This window comes from Alteromonas sp. M12 (assembly GCF_037478005.1).
Lineage (GTDB): Bacteria > Pseudomonadota > Gammaproteobacteria > Enterobacterales > Alteromonadaceae > Aliiglaciecola > Aliiglaciecola lipolytica_A.
In genome coordinates, this window is the sequence record NZ_CP144164.1 from 2,481,405 (window position 1) to 2,496,345 (window position 14,941).

Genomic DNA, 14,941 nt, shown 5'->3' on the forward strand with positions numbered 1-14,941 from the left:
AGATTTTATTTTCTGGTACATACATGTTTGAAATTCTAGTTACAACCTCAAGGGGACTCGATGGGCTATTGCTTGACGAGTTAACGACTTTATTACCGAATAGCAGTTTAAAAATGCGACCTGGTCAGGTGTATTTTAGTGGTGAGCTAAAAGACGTATACCAAGTTTGTCTGTGGTCTCGGTTAGCGAATCGTGTTCTTGTGCAATTGGCCGAAGGCAAAATAGATACTGCCGAAGAGCTGTATGATATTGTTGCAACTGTGCCGTGGCAGGATCACTTTAGCGTTTCAAATACCTTTGTGGTTGATTTTGTGGGTACCAATAGAACGATTAATAACACCCAGTTTGGTGCTTTAAAGGTTAAAGACGCAATTGTTGATACCTTTAGCCATCATTTTGGCGAAAGACCGTCGATCAGTAAAGTTCAGCCAGATATAAGAATTCATGCTCGAGTACGCAGAGAAAATTTTGCGGTATACGTGGATATTTCGGGCCGCAGCTTACACCAACGTCACTATCGTCAGCAAACGGGACAAGCTCCTTTAAAAGAACATTTAGCCTGTGCGATGTTATTACGTAGTGGATGGAATAATGATCGCTCTAAGCCATTATTTGATCCAATGTGTGGTTCAGGAACCATTGCCATCGAAGCGGCATTGATGGCATGTAATATTGCTCCTGGCTTAGGTAGACAGCATTGGGGCTTCAGCAATTGGAAATTACATCAAGCTGAACTTTGGCAAGTATTAGTTGATGAGGCACTGGATGCTCAAGTACAGCCTGAGGCAAAAATATATGCTAATGATCTGGATAGAAGAGTTTTAAACACTGCAAAACAAAATGCCGATTCAGCCCGAATGCTTGAGCACATTACTTTTTTCAATTCTGATGCGACTAAATTACAAGTTGATTGCGAAGCCGGTTACATAGTGTCTAACCCACCTTACGGGGAAAGATTAAATGAGCTGACTGAACTATTACCAGTGTTCCAATCATGGGGCGAACATTTAAAACAACACTTTCAAGGTTGGCGAGTAAGTTTACTCACTGCTAATAGAGACCTGTTTAAACAGCTGAAATTGGTTGCCAATAAAGATTACAAATTAATGAACGGGGCTATTGAGTGTCAGTTGGTTAATTACGTTTTAGATGAAAAGAATGTCATTGTTAAAGAGTCGGTGAAGCCGCAATCAGATTTTGCCAACCGCTTAGCTAAAAATATTAAGTCCCTATCTCGTTGGCTCAACAAACAAAATACTAACTGTTTTCGTTTGTATGATGCCGATTTGCCCGAATACAACGTAGCAATAGATCGTTACGCTGATTGGTTAGTTGTGCAAGAGTACGCTGCGCCAAAAGATATTCCAGAGCAAAAGACCCGTAAACGTTTGCATGACGTACTCTTGGCATTGCCCGAAGTGACTGGGGTGAATTCAACGCAAATTGTAGTGAAAACACGCCAAAAGCAAAAAGGCAGTGAACAGTATCAAAAGGTAGCTGAAAAGAAAGTTACCTTAGAGGTTTACGAAAATGGGGCTAAGTTTTTAGTTAACCTGTCTGATTACCTTGATACGGGACTGTTCTTAGATCATCGAATTACCCGCCAAATTGTGCAACAACGATCAAGCAATAAAGATGTGTTGAATCTTTTTGCCTATACCGGAAGTGTCTCTGTGCACGCTGGATTAGGTGGTGCAAAATCAGTGACCACAGTTGATATGTCGAAAACCTATATTAGCTGGGCGAAACAAAACGTTCAGTTGAACAACATCAATTGCGCAAATCAATTTATTCAAGCGGATTGTATTAATTGGCTAACCGACCATCAGCAAACTTATGACTTAATATTTATCGATCCTCCGTCATTTTCTAATTCTAAAAGAATGGATTCAACTTGGGATGTTCAGCGTGATTATATGCAACTGCTTGAACATGCCTACCAGCGCTTAAATCCAAAGGGTGAGATTATTTTTTCTAATAATCTACGCAGTTTTAAATTGGATGAAAGTGCCGTTAAGTCACTGGGGCTATCGGTGGAAAATATAAGTCAAAAAACATTGCCTGAAGACTTCAAACGTAATCCTAAAATTCACCACTGCTGGATATTTACCAAGCAAGACTAGATAAACGAGATAATTGATACATGCAGTTAAAATTCTATTCTGGAAAACAGTGCCATTTGTGTGACTTAGCTCATGCTTTGTTAGCAGAAGTAGCAACAAGTTATGACTTGGAAGTTACCACTGTTGACGTGAAATCAGACCATCAGTTATACCATTTATATGGCGCACGAATTCCGGTTATCCAACGCCAAGACAACCAGAAAGAATTAGGCTGGCCATTTGATTTAATGCAACTGAAGGAGTTTTTAGCTTGAGCTTATTACAATTAAAAAATGCTCAACTGTCGTTTGGACATCCTGCCATTTTAAACAAAGGCGAATTAGTGGTTCACCCTGGCGAACGTATTTGTTTAGTAGGCCGTAATGGTTGTGGTAAGTCCACGTTACTAAAAGTCTTAGAAGGTGACCAGCCATTAGATGATGGCCAACGAATTATTTCACCTAACGTTAAAATATCTCGTCTTCCGCAAGATCCGCCGGAAAGTGTTGAGTCAACACTATTTGATTATGTCGCTGAAGGTATGGCTGAAACAGGTGAGTTATTAAAGGCCTATTTCCACCAAATAAATTTAGTGACTACCGATCCATCTGATAAAAATCTACAAGTTTTAGAGCAGCTTCAACATAAGTTAGAGCATCAAGATGCTTGGCAATTTGAGCAACAAATTAGTCAGGTACTGACTTTATTGGATTTGGATGGTAATCAGCAATTATCTTATTTATCTGGTGGTTGGCGTCGAAAAGCCGCGCTAGCTAGAGCCTTGGTGGGGAACCCAGACATATTATTGCTAGATGAGCCAACTAACCATTTAGACATTCACATGATTAAGTGGCTTGAAGGAATTGTTAAGGAATACAAAGGCGCGGTAGTTTTTGTCAGTCACGACCGAGCATTTATCCGCGCTGTGGCATCCAGAATTATCGATTTAGACCGCGGTAACCTCACCAGTTATCCTGGTAACTATCAAACCTATTTAGATAAAAAAGCCGAAGATCTTAAAAACGAAGAAAATGCTAACGCTGAGTTTGATAAAAAATTATCCCAAGAAGAGCAATGGATTAGACAAGGTATAAAAGCACGTCGTACTCGTAATGAAGGTCGGGTAAGAGCACTTAAAGCACTGCGCCAAGAGCATTCGCAAAGGAATAAATTGCAAGGCAGAGCGAAAGCTACCGTTAGTGCCAGTAACTCTTCCGGCAAGATTGTGTTTGAAGCCGTCGACTTGCACTATGAAATTGACAATAAAGTTATTGTTAATAATTTAGAATTAAATGTATTTAGAGGCGATAAACTTGCCTTAATCGGCCCCAACGGCTGTGGTAAAAGTACCCTGATACGTTTGTTATTAGGTAGTTTGCAACCCCAGTCGGGTTCTGTAAAACAAGGAGCTAATCTAGAAGTTGCCTATTTTGACCAACACCGATTAGCCTTAGATTTAGATAAAAGTGTTATTGATGTAGTGGGTGACGGAAAGCGTGATTTGTTGGTTAATGGCCAATACAAGCATGTTATGAGTTATTTACAGGACTATTTGTTTACGCCAGATAGAGTTAACGCACCGGTTAGGTCACTTTCTGGCGGAGAAAAAAATAGATTATTGTTGGCTAAGCTATTGTTAAAGCCCTCAAATATACTAATTCTAGATGAACCAACAAATGATTTAGATGTGGAAACTTTGGAGTTACTTGAAGATTTAATTTCCGGTTACCAAGGTACCGTTATTTTAGTAAGTCATGATAGAGAATTTGTTGATAATGTCGTAACATCTAGCCTGTTTTTTGAGGGCAATGGTGAGCTTAAAGAGTTTGTTGGTGGTTATACTGATATCGAAACTTGGTATCAAACAGAAAAAAAACCCACAGAAGACGAAACTTCTGTAAAATCAGCGAGTCCTAAGTCTCAACCGGTAATAAAAAAGACAAAAAAGTTGTCTTATAAACATCAATTAGAGCTAGATTCTTTACCACTAGAAATAGAAAAGCTGGAAAATGAAGTCCAAGCTTTACAAAGTAAAATAAATGATCCGGAATTTTTTAAGCAGTCCCAAGATGAATTTAATACCGCAATCAATGAACTAGCAGATTGTGAAAGTTCGCTGGAAAAAGCGTATGCACGATGGGATGAGCTAGAAGGTATGTAGATACCCAAATGTATTTGCTATATCAAAATACCGAAATTAGCTAATTAAGTAGTAATTTACAGGATACGTAATGAAAATGAATCGGCTGGCCTCTGGGCTAACCCTTTGTGCGCTAACCATTTGTTCAGCGCAAGCAGCAAAATATACAGTTGTGGAATTACCTTTAAGAGATAAAGGGATTAACAGCTATGCTAGAGCAATTAATGATCGAGGGGAAGTCGCAGCATCGATTGCTAACCCTTTTAATCCGCCAATAGATGTTGATTTAATTAACTTTGAAAGCGAAGCATTAATTAATACGTTAACAGATGCAGATGGCGCATCTGTGGGCAATATTAATGATGATGACTTACTGATTTTATATAGTTTCATCACTTCCGACGCTACAACGACTAACATCTTTTACCCACAAAGTAATGATTCAACCAATCCCTTTCTACAACAAATTGCAACTGTGCAAAGTTATGTATTGGAAAATACTGAAGTAGAAGAAAAAATTGGCTTCGATGTCATCGAACAAGATCTTCAAGGTTTAACAAAAAGTGCTGATACTTTGGCCACCGGAATTAATAACTTTTCTGCTATCGTAGGTTTTGGAGAAGCTCCATTCCAAAAAATCAACTACCGAAATGAAAACGGCTTGAACCTAAAATACCACGTTCAAGATTTCCTCGTTCGTGGTTTTATGGATATCAACGGTGTCACAATCGAAGTTCCTCCCATTGAAGATCTGTTGGGAGGGATAAGTGTTGCAAATGATATCAATGATAGTTTTGAAGTCGCTGGATATGGATCTGTGGATGTTATCGACGGCTTTGATGACGTTGTGGATTTATGTGACGACAAAGAAGCAAGAGGCGACATTCCTCAAGAATACTGTTTAAGGCAACTCCGTGATGAATATCAAGGCAGAGTGCGGTCAAAACTCGCTAATTCCTTGGGTAATCGCGATCCAGTTGACGAAACATTTTTGCGTAGGGCGATCATTTGGGAGTTTAGTTCAAGCGGAGAACTTCTAAATAGTAGAGAGCTGGGCACAATATTAGAACCTGCACCTGGTGATACTAGGTTCTATGAAAGCCGCGCTAATGCCATCAATAATAATGGCATCGCAGTAGGCGTTTCTAATGACTTTTATCAGGATTCACAGACGGTAGTGATAAACAAAGCTGCTGTTTTTGATGGAGACGATGTGCATGGATTCATCAGTGATGAAGAATATTTAGAAAGTACCGCTTTAGATATAAATGATAATGACGTTGTCGTTGGTTATGCCAATAAAATTATCACCTCAGCGACTCGTAATAAATTTTTTGTTTATGATTATCGTGGTGACGTTCTTAGTTTCCCGGACGACTTCTTTGAAAGCTCGTCAAGTATTGCCAGAGGCATCAACAACAACGGTTTAGTTGTTGGGGAAGGTGAGGTAGACACAGATTTGATCGGTAGCCGTCGAAAAGAAGCTTTTCTTTACGATATCAATACTGAAGAGTTTACCAATATAAACGATTTATTAAGCTGTGATACCCCTTATACCATCGTGCAAGGCATTGATATTAACGATAACGATGAAATTACCGCAACAGCAGTGATATATCGCGAGCGCACCGCCATTAATGGCGAGTTAGCACTAGATGCTCGTGGTAATACGATTTTCCAGAATATGTCTGTGGCAGTTAAATTAGTGCCTATTCCAGGCGGTAGTATAGATGATTGTCATCTAATTAAAGAGACTGTTGAGCGTAAAGGTGGCAGTTTATATTATCTATTGGGACTTGCTTTGTTCGTCTTCGGTGGTCGGTTAAGACAAAAATTTAAAGCCTAATCATCTTTTAGAGCTAAACAAAAATTAACTTTGAGCCCCGACATTTGTTTCGGGGCTTTTTTATGATTTTTGATTAACTTCAACCTAGACCGCGCATTTGTTGACGTCACAAAATTGTAATATTAATTTGGTATTAAAAAACCAAACTATATTCAAAATTGGTGTAAAGATAAAAACCTAAATTAATCATATATTTATTGATAAATAGGGAATTTTTATGCATCAACATATTGAACCCTTTTGTGTTTAAGATAGTCTCAGTATTGTGGTTCAGATAATCACATGTATTTGTTTCAACAAGAGGTCACTCAATGAAAAGACAAAAACGCGACAAACTTTCCCGTGCTCATTCAAAAGGCTATCAAGCAGGTATTTCAGGGCGTTCTAAAGAAATCTGTCCATTTCAAACAACTGAATCTCGTTCCGAGTGGTTAGGAGGATGGCGAGAGGCTATCGAAGACCGTAATATTGGTTTAAACAGCCGTTAGGAAAATGAGCCCCGAAAGGGGCTTTTGTATTTTAGTGGGTTCTTAAAATACTAGAAACTACTAGTGTCTTGAAATAAACCAACTTTTAGGTTTTCAGCAGCGTAGATTTCTCTGCCATCCACCTCAACAACACCGTCAGCCATTCCCATATACAATTTACGTTTTATTACCCGCTTCATATTAATTTTATAGGTAACTTTTTTGGCTGTAGGAAGAATTTGCCCAGTAAATTTGACTTCACCAACACCTAAGGCACGTCCTTTACCTGGTCCGCCACACCATCCTAAGAAAAATCCAACTAACTGCCACATTGCATCGAGTCCTAAGCAACCAGGCATAACTGGATCACCAGGAAAGTGACAATCGAAAAACCAAAGATCAGGAGAAATATCTAACTCGGCTAAAATATACCCTTTATCGTATTTTCCGCCTGTTTCGCTTATCGTTACAATACGGTCCATCATAAGCATATTCGGAGCGGGTAATTGACTATTACCTGGCCCGAAAAGCTCCCCTTGACTACATGCTAAGAGATCTTCACGGCTAAAACTTGATTTAAAATTACTCATTTAGGCTTCTTCTAGTTTATAAAGTGTCTAATTTAGCGAACACTTGTAAGCTAAACAACTCTGAACAGTGAAATTTTCCAAACAAACTGTTATTTTGTAGCTATTCTAACGTTAAATTTTATTGATATTATATTAAATGCAAAAAAACCAGAAAAAAGTCGCAAACGCAGAAAAGCAAAAACGCTATCGACAACGACAAAAAGAGTTGGGTCATAAACAAGTTCGTGGTTACGTAACCAAAGATGCGATGAGCTGTTACAATGAAATCCGCGATAAAACCAAATGGACCGACAATGAGGTTTTGTCTAATGCATTGCGGATAACTTATGCTGCTTATAAATGCGGTCAAATTAAATTATTAAATGAATGGCTAAAAGATCATAAGCGTTAATCAGAAATAGCCATAAATTACTTAAAAATCTGTGCATAGTTAACGGATAATAAAATTTAAATTAGTCAAAGTAGTTTCGAGTACTAAGGATTTCGTTATTAAAAAGTTTCAATTGTTTTGTTTTATCCTGCTTAGCTGTTTAACGATGGCAACAAAGAGCACAGCGAAATATATATTACACTCTTCCGTTTCGCCAGAATTTCCCAACGGATTGCATGCACAGTATTTACATTATATGGCGGATAAATTGAATGCCGATCTTGTCATAACACCATTATCTTTTGGTCGTCGATTAGTTGAACTCAGGAATGGTCATTTAGATTTAGTGGTTGGAGTCCACCATTATGCTGCGCCGGATCAGGGCTTCATTATTTTGCAACCGAGTTACGAATCAATTCAAAACACCTTATTCGTGAAGTTAGAAGATAAATATCGATTATCTTCTTTTGAGGAATTTAAACAATCCACTTTTGCGGTTACTATTCGCGGGAATTATTTTCCTGAACTGAGCTTAACTGAAAGGCCGCAAACAGTAAAAGTATCTACATTAAAACAAAAAATAGGTTTACTAGAAAAAGGGAGGGTAGACGGTTTTGTGCATTTTGCTCACAGTACCAATAAGTTATTGGAAACCGTAAAAAGTGAAGTAACTATTGTACCTGCACTCTATCAGCCAGAAGCTCAGCGCAATTACTTTTTTGGGCTAAGTAAATCTTCTAAATTTACCGAAAGACAAGCAGAGATTGAACAAATAATTAGAACAGCTAAACAAAACGGAGATTTTAAAAGAATCAGAGAACAATATTACGCTGATTAACTTCAACTTATATACCCTTTGTGGAAAATGTAATTTTTACAATGGGTGAAAAATTTTTATACACTTTAAACACTCTTCCTTTCTATCTTCCCCTTCAAATGGCCATTGCCGAATTGGCTAACAAATTGCTTTGAATTACTCAAAGAACATAAACAAAGAATATTTTATTTAATGGAACGATTTTGATGGGAACCCGCTCTAAAAGCTATTAGATTTAATTCTCAGTCTTTCAAAGTACCATTTTTAAATGCACACAAAAGGAAGCACCATGGATTCATCTTCAAAGTATCAATCTACTCTTTCTGTTGACGGTAAAAATTACCTTTTTTACGACATTAATAAAGCTGTTTCAGCTGAACAACTTCAACGCCTTCCATTAACTGCAAAGTTGCTTCTGGAGAATCTACTCCGGCATAGTCATAACGATTTTGTACAAACAGAAGATATTGATGCCTTAATAAAATGGGATAATAACGCCGCCTCATCCACCGAGATTGCCTTTGTCCCTTCCCGAGTGATTTTACAAGACTTTACCGGTGTTCCAGCTGTTGTAGATTTAGCTGCAATGCGAGATGCTATGAATGATTTAGGAGGGGATCCTAAAAAAATCAATCCGTTAAAGCCGGTCGACTTGGTGATCGATCACTCAATTATGGTGGATGAGTACGGCAGTAAAGATGCGTTTAAACATAACACTGCAATTGAAGTAAAAAGAAACAAAGAGCGCTATCAATTTTTAAAATGGGGACAAAAAGCTTTTAACAATTTCAAAGTTGTGCCGCCAGGAAAAGGCATTGTTCACCAAGTCAATCTAGAATATTTGGCTCGTGTCACCTTTGCACAAGATAGTGAAGATCCCGATGTTAGTAATAAAGTTCTGTTTCCAGACACTTTAGTTGGCACCGATTCACATACCACTATGATAAATGGACTTGGCGTCATGGGCTGGGGCGTAGGCGGCATCGAGGCAGAGGCTGCCATGTTAGGACAGCCAGTGACAATGCTAATTCCTGAAGTCGTTGCAATGGAATTGACCGGCAAGCTTGCACCTGGGGTCACCGCTACCGATATGGTCCTGGCGGTTACTCAGCAGTTGCGTGAGTTTGGGGTGGTAGGGAAGTTTGTTGAGTTTATCGGTGAAGGTATTCAACATTTGACGGTCGCAGACAGAGCAACTATTGCAAATATGTCGCCCGAATACGGAGCCACATGCGGTTTGTTTCCAATCGATGAACAAACGGTAACCTATTTAAGGTTAACCGGTCGCAGCGAAGAACAGATAGAGTACATTACGCAATATAACAAAGCGCAAAAAATGTGGGGCTCAGATAGCCTAAGTGAAGCCCAATACCATGATAAATTACAATTAGACTTATCCAGCATAGTTCCATCTATTGCTGGGCCCAAAAGACCCCAAGATAGAATTGCCCTTAATGATGCTGCCAGTAGCTTTAAAAAATGGGTGTCGGATCAATCTGATCTGAAAATAGCGCCAAAGGATACCATCGAAGGCCGCTATGAAAATGAAGGCGGGCAGGGGCAAGAGCCCATTAGTAAAAAGGTCGAATGCCAATACAATGGTGAAAGCTTTGACATCGAAGATGGTGCTATCGTCATCGCAGCAATAACAAGCTGCACTAATACCTCGAATCCATCTGTGTTAGTCGCCGCAGGATTATTGGCTAAAAATGCCAATAAATTGGGCTTGCATGTTCATCCTTGGGTAAAAACCAGCTTTGCCCCAGGTTCACAAGTTGTGACAGAGTATTTAGATAAGGCTGAGTTAACTGAAGAGCTGAATCAACTAGGCTTTAACCTTGTGGGATATGGTTGCACAACCTGTATCGGCAATTCAGGTCCTCTTCCGAATCCTATATCGAAAGCGATCAATTCAGGGGATCTCACAGTCTCTTCGGTTCTTTCAGGCAACCGTAATTTTGAAGGTCGCATTCACCCAGAAGTCAAAACAAACTATCTAGCATCTCCACCTCTTGTTGTTGCTTATGCGCTTGCAGGTAACATGAATATAGATCTGACCTCAGAACCCCTAGGCACCAGCAAAGATGGAAAACCTATTTACTTAAGAGATATATGGCCGAGTAATGAGGAAATAGCCGAGATTGTCGAAAAAGTAGTGGATAAAAGCATGTTTACTGAAAAGTATGGCGCTATCTATGACGGTGGAGAGATTTGGAATGACCTCGAAGCGGTTGATTCCGATATTTATGATTGGCCAGAATCAACCTATGTAAAACGCCCGCCATTTTTTGAAAAAATGACAGCGAAGGCTACCGATATTGACCCCATTGAAGGTGCTAAGTGTCTTCTAAAATTAGGTGATAGTGTAACTACTGATCATATTTCACCAGCTGGCACTATTGGATTAGATACTCCAGCAGCAAAATATCTACAGCGACAAAACGTCAATAAAACGGATTTTAATTCCTATGGTTCACGACGTGGTAATCATGAGGTCATGATGCGAGGCACCTTTGCAAATGTGCGTTTAAAAAATCAACTTGCACCTGGAACCGAAGGTGGATGGACTCGTTTGCAGCCAGAGTCTGAGGAAATGACCGTATTTGAAGCCGCTGAAGTTTATAAAAGTCGTGGAACGCCAACTATCGTTATTGCAGGCAAGGAATATGGAACTGGAAGCTCTAGAGATTGGGCTGCAAAAGGACCTTTAATGCTAGGAATCAAAGCCGTTATTGCCCAAAGTTATGAGCGGATCCATAGATCAAATTTAATTGGAATGGGCATATTACCATTACAATTTAAATCAGGACAAAGTGCAGAAACTTACAAGCTAGATGGCACTGAAACCTACGACATTGATGCTATATCCAGTGATCAGAAGAGTGTCGTGGTCAATGTTCACCGCGCCAATAAACAACCCTTTAGTTTTGATGCTGACATTCGCATCGATACTCCCAACGAGTTTGAATATTTCAAACATGGCGGAATCCTGCAGTTCGTGATCAGAAAACTGTTGTAAAACCCAAAAAGAATAGGCCAAGCTTCTTAAATTAGGAGCTTGGCTTAAACGATTTTTGCTTCAACAAAACTACTAAAACCACTAAGAATATTATTAATTTTACTATCTTGTTTATTTTCTGAATTGCCCCCCCTAGTCAAACTTTTCTTAAACGTTTAACATTACAAATAAGTAAATAATACGTAAATGCTTTGTAATCGTGTATTCGTCACGTCGAAGCAGTAAAAATTTACCTTCTAAGAAGCTACAGCTTAAAAGGACGAACTATGAAGACAAACGAATATGATGCAATAGTCGTGGGCTCCGGAATTAGTGGTGGTTGGGCGGCCAAAGAACTGTGTGAAAAAGGTTTAAAGGTTTTGATGTTAGAACGAGGTAAAAACGTAGAACACATCAAAGACTATAAAAACGCTCACAAAGAAGTATGGGACTTCCCCCATAGAGATTTAGCAACCCAAGACATGAAACAAGACTACCCGGTGCTTAGTCGTGATTATCCATTAAATGAGTCAACTTTTGGTATGTGGGCGAATGAGAAAGATGCCCCCTATACCGAAGATAAAAGGTTTGATTGGTTTCGTGGATACCATGTGGGAGGGCGTTCTTTATTGTGGGGACGTCAAAGTTATCGATTAAATGCAGAAGACTTCGAAGCCAATCAAAAAGAGGGCGTAGCAGTGGATTGGCCGATTCGTTATGAAGATCTCTCTGACTGGTATGACTATGTGGAAAGATTTGCAGGAATTAGCGGAAATCGTGACGGTTTAGATGTTTTACCTGACGGGATATATCAACCTGCCATGGCGTTAAATTGTGTTGAAAAAGAAGTCGCCAAGCGAATTAAAAAAGCTTTTAAAGGAACTCGTCATCTAATTCCCGGTAGAACGGCCAATATGACAGAAGCGAAACCCAGTGAAGGTAGGACAGGCTGCCAATATCGCAATAAATGTTGGTACGGGTGTCCATTTGGTGCCTATTTTAGTACTCAGTCTTCAACATTGCCGGCCGCCGTTAAAACCGGCAATTTAACTTTGCGCCCATTTTCCATTGTAAAAGAAATAATCTACGACAAAGATAAAAAACGTGCCACAGGCGTAATGATCATAGATGCCCAGACTAATCAAACAATCGAATACAACAGTAAAATCGTGTTTGTTAATGCATCTGCACTAAACTCTGCCTGGTTATTAATGAATTCTGCTACTGACATTTGGCAGGGAGGACTTGGCAGCAGTAGTGGTGAATTAGGTCACAATGTTATGGACCATCATTTTCGCGCAGGGGCCTCGGCTGAGGTTGAAGGTTTCGATGATAAATATTATTACGGACGCCGACCCAGTGGCTTTTATGTTCCTCGCTACCGAAATTGGGGGAGTGATAGCAGAGACTACTTAAGAGGCTTTGGTTATCAAGGCGGTGCTAGCCGTCAAGGCTGGGGGCGGGATGTTGCGGAAATGGGTATTGGAGCGAATTTAAAAGAACAAATCAGTGAACCTGGAGCTTGGCGGATCGGTATGACTGCGTTCGGAGAAATGTTACCTGACCATAAAAATCGGATCTATTTAAACCATAAAGTAACAGACAAATGGGGGTTACCGGTTTTAGCCATGGACGTTGAAATTAAGGAAAATGAGTATCGAATGCGCAAAGACATGCAACAAGATGCAATCGATTTTTTTGATGCTGCAAAGTTAAAGAATATTGAAGGCTTTGATGCAGGCTATTACCCAGGAATGGGAATTCATGAAATGGGAACTGCGCGTATGGGCAGAGATCCCAAAACCTCGGTGTTAAATGGAAATAATCAGGTTTGGGACGCACTAAACGTGTTTGTAACTGATGGAGCATGTATGACTTCTGCATCTTGCGTCAATCCGTCATTAACCTATATGGCATTGACCGCTAGAGCTGCCGCTTTTGCAGTGGAAGAACTTAAAAAAGGGAATTTGTAATGCAAAGACGAGAATTACTAAAAATGATTGCTGCAGCCACCGGCACTGCATTTATTGGTGGTCAATCTCTGGCTTATGACTTACGGCCAAAGGTATCTTTAACTGATACGAGCTTTAATCAAGAAGACGTTATCTTGTTCAACCAATTGGGAGAAACCATTATTCCGCAAACTGATACTCCTGGCGCGAAGCAAGCCAATGTAGGTCTAACCATAGCCATAATAATTACAGATTGTTATACGGCCGAAGAACAACAGATATTTAAAAAAGGGCTTATAGAGATTGAAAAACAAGCTAGTGATGAATTTAATCAAGCCTTCCTTCTTCTTAGTGCAAATCAGCAAACGCAGTTACTCACTAAACTCGACACCGAAGCTAAACAATATATTCATCAAAACAAACAACAAATAGCGAATAAATCCGTTCCTATTCACTATTTTACGATGCTCAAACAATTAGTTTTGTTTAGTTTTTTTAGCTCTGAATTGGCAGCAACAAAAGTCTTACGCCATGTAGCGATCCCAGGATCTTATAACGGCGATTTGGATTATAAAAAAGGAGATAGAGCATGGGCCAGATAACCCCAAAAACAGAATATTTATTCATTTCCTGTTTTTCAAAAATCCCCCTAATGCTTGCGATAGGCTTTGCTCTTTCTGGGGGCCAAAGTATTGCTGGTGAAGCGCCTATTGAACCTTGGCAACAAGCTGAAAAAACCGAGGTTTGGAAGCCTGTCCCTAAGGTTATTTCGGCACCAGAGAATCGTCCACCTTCCGATGCAATTGTATTATTTGACGGGACTGATTTGTCTAGATGGCGATCTTTATCTAATGAAGATGCTAAATGGATAGTTGAAAATGGCAGCTTGACTGTTAATCCTGGAGCAGGAGACATTAAAACTGTAAAAGAATTTTGCGATATTCAATTGCATTTAGAGTGGAAAACGCCAACAGAAGTAGCGAGGCTTGAGGGACAACAACGCCACAACAGTGGTGTTTTTTTGCAGCAAAGATATGAAATTCAAATATTAGATTCATACAACAATCAAACTTATGCAAATGGACAAGCAGCTAGCGTCTATAAACAAAGTATACCATTGGTTAATGCAATGCGACCTGCAGGTCAATGGCAGGTGTATGACATCATTTATAAGGCCCCAAAATTTAATGGGGATAGATTAACTTCTCCTGCTTTTATTACGGTTTTACATAACGGAGTTGTTGTACAAAACCACACCGAAATAAAAGGTAAAACAGAATGGATTGGAGCACCAAGTTATGAGGCTCATGGCTGCGCACCAATTCAATTACAAGACCACGGAAATAAAGTCAGTTTCAGAAATATTTGGCTTAGAGAATTAAAAAATACACCTTAAAAAAAACCTAATAAATTGATCAAATATCAGGCTATACAGTGTGTTTTTTAACTAAATTAGACAGTCTTATTTTGATTTTGATGATAGTGTGAAGTTACGCAAGGTTATGCGTAACTCTTGCAGGCCAACAGCAGTATAGATTGAATATTCTTTACATGGAAAGTTCTAACAATTCAAAGCGAAGTTGCTTCGACCTTAAGGATTATAGGTTTTAGAATTCAAATTGTTCAAAATCGTATTGTTAGTGTGTTTTATCGTGCTGT

At 39.3% G+C, this 14,941-nt stretch carries 12 protein-coding genes; 11 read left to right on the forward strand and 1 reads right to left on the reverse strand.

Translation table 11 applies throughout. The features are described 5' to 3' along the window. Positions 1-23 precede the first annotated feature (23 nt). The 5 genes from rlmKL (at position 24) to rmf (ending at position 6,576) form a co-directional block, all read left to right on the forward strand. Positions 24-2,123, forward strand: coding sequence for a bifunctional 23S rRNA (guanine(2069)-N(7))-methyltransferase RlmK/23S rRNA (guanine(2445)-N(2))-methyltransferase RlmL (rlmKL, locus tag VUI23_RS10580; RefSeq protein WP_342808192.1), 2,100 nt, complete (start codon positions 24-26; stop codon positions 2,121-2,123). Between the two features lie 20 nt (positions 2,124-2,143). Further along, on the forward strand, positions 2,144-2,377 hold the full coding sequence (locus tag VUI23_RS10585) for a glutaredoxin family protein (protein ID WP_216046596.1): 234 nt from the start codon (positions 2,144-2,146) through the stop codon (positions 2,375-2,377). Continuing rightward, on the forward strand, positions 2,374-4,263 hold the full coding sequence (locus VUI23_RS10590; RefSeq protein ID WP_342808194.1) for an ABC transporter ATP-binding protein: 1,890 nt from the start codon (positions 2,374-2,376) through the stop codon (positions 4,261-4,263). Before VUI23_RS10585 ends, VUI23_RS10590 begins: the two co-directional genes overlap by 4 nt. A gap of 70 nt (positions 4,264-4,333) precedes the next feature. Next, complete coding sequence (locus VUI23_RS10595) at positions 4,334-6,088, forward strand: DUF3466 family protein (RefSeq protein WP_342808196.1); 1,755 nt, start codon at positions 4,334-4,336, stop codon at positions 6,086-6,088. Positions 6,089-6,399: 311 nt separating this feature from the next. Continuing rightward, a complete protein-coding gene (gene rmf, locus VUI23_RS10600) occupies positions 6,400-6,576 on the forward strand; it encodes a ribosome modulation factor (RefSeq protein WP_216046599.1) in 177 nt (58 codons plus the stop codon). Between the two features lie 50 nt (positions 6,577-6,626). Here the strand turns inward: rmf and fabA are convergent, their stop codons facing one another. Beyond that, positions 6,627-7,145, reverse strand: a complete 519-nt coding sequence (gene fabA, locus VUI23_RS10605; protein WP_216046600.1) for a 3-hydroxyacyl-[acyl-carrier-protein] dehydratase FabA — start codon at positions 7,143-7,145, stop codon at positions 6,627-6,629. A gap of 136 nt (positions 7,146-7,281) precedes the next feature. On the opposite strand from fabA, the gene VUI23_RS10610 reads away from it, so the two are divergent. The 6 genes from VUI23_RS10610 to VUI23_RS10635 all read left to right on the forward strand — a co-directional run bounded on the left by VUI23_RS10610 (position 7,282) and on the right by VUI23_RS10635 (position 14,678). Further along, positions 7,282-7,536 carry a hypothetical protein gene (locus tag VUI23_RS10610; protein ID WP_216046601.1) on the forward strand — a complete coding sequence of 85 codons (255 nt, stop codon included), beginning with the start codon at positions 7,282-7,284 and terminating at the stop codon, positions 7,534-7,536. 145 nt (positions 7,537-7,681) lie between these two features. Beyond that, the gene (locus VUI23_RS10615) at positions 7,682-8,353 is read left to right on the forward strand and encodes a transporter substrate-binding domain-containing protein (RefSeq protein ID WP_342808198.1); all 672 of its coding nucleotides are present in this window, start codon (positions 7,682-7,684) and stop codon (positions 8,351-8,353) included. A 268-nt stretch (positions 8,354-8,621) separates the two neighbouring features. Continuing rightward, the gene (gene acnA / locus VUI23_RS10620) at positions 8,622-11,351 is read left to right on the forward strand and encodes an aconitate hydratase AcnA (RefSeq protein ID WP_342808200.1); all 2,730 of its coding nucleotides are present in this window, start codon (positions 8,622-8,624) and stop codon (positions 11,349-11,351) included. 266 nt (positions 11,352-11,617) lie between these two features. Further along, positions 11,618-13,303, forward strand: coding sequence for a GMC family oxidoreductase (locus VUI23_RS10625; protein WP_303499931.1), 1,686 nt, complete (start codon positions 11,618-11,620; stop codon positions 13,301-13,303). Continuing rightward, positions 13,303-13,884: a gluconate 2-dehydrogenase subunit 3 family protein gene (locus VUI23_RS10630; protein ID WP_342808202.1), complete on the forward strand. Its 582-nt coding sequence runs from the start codon at positions 13,303-13,305 to the stop codon at positions 13,882-13,884. The genes VUI23_RS10625 and VUI23_RS10630 overlap by 1 nt, the downstream gene beginning before the upstream one ends. Next, on the forward strand, positions 13,872-14,678 hold the full coding sequence (locus VUI23_RS10635) for a DUF1080 domain-containing protein (RefSeq protein WP_342808204.1): 807 nt from the start codon (positions 13,872-13,874) through the stop codon (positions 14,676-14,678). Before VUI23_RS10630 ends, VUI23_RS10635 begins: the two co-directional genes overlap by 13 nt. The last annotated feature ends 263 nt before the right edge of the window (positions 14,679-14,941 follow it).

What these genes read in the sequence shown, in the direction of transcription:
- rmf (WP_216046599.1), top strand. Translation starts at nt 6,400, where the DNA reads ATGAAAAGACAAAAACGCGACAAACTTTCCCGTGCTCATTCAAAAGGC.
- acnA (WP_342808200.1), top strand. Translation starts at nt 8,622, where the DNA reads ATGGATTCATCTTCAAAGTATCAATCTACTCTTTCTGTTGACGGTAAA.
- fabA (WP_216046600.1), bottom strand. Translation starts at nt 7,145, where the DNA reads ATGAGTAATTTTAAATCAAGTTTTAGCCGTGAAGATCTCTTAGCATGT.
- rlmKL (WP_342808192.1), top strand. Translation starts at nt 24, where the DNA reads ATGTTTGAAATTCTAGTTACAACCTCAAGGGGACTCGATGGGCTATTG.
- VUI23_RS10615 (WP_342808198.1), top strand. Translation starts at nt 7,682, where the DNA reads ATGGCAACAAAGAGCACAGCGAAATATATATTACACTCTTCCGTTTCG.
- VUI23_RS10585 (WP_216046596.1), top strand. Translation starts at nt 2,144, where the DNA reads ATGCAGTTAAAATTCTATTCTGGAAAACAGTGCCATTTGTGTGACTTA.
- VUI23_RS10630 (WP_342808202.1), top strand. Translation starts at nt 13,303, where the DNA reads ATGCAAAGACGAGAATTACTAAAAATGATTGCTGCAGCCACCGGCACT.
- VUI23_RS10595 (WP_342808196.1), top strand. Translation starts at nt 4,334, where the DNA reads ATGAAAATGAATCGGCTGGCCTCTGGGCTAACCCTTTGTGCGCTAACC.
- VUI23_RS10610 (WP_216046601.1), top strand. Translation starts at nt 7,282, where the DNA reads ATGCAAAAAAACCAGAAAAAAGTCGCAAACGCAGAAAAGCAAAAACGC.
- VUI23_RS10635 (WP_342808204.1), top strand. Translation starts at nt 13,872, where the DNA reads ATGGGCCAGATAACCCCAAAAACAGAATATTTATTCATTTCCTGTTTT.
- VUI23_RS10625 (WP_303499931.1), top strand. Translation starts at nt 11,618, where the DNA reads ATGAAGACAAACGAATATGATGCAATAGTCGTGGGCTCCGGAATTAGT.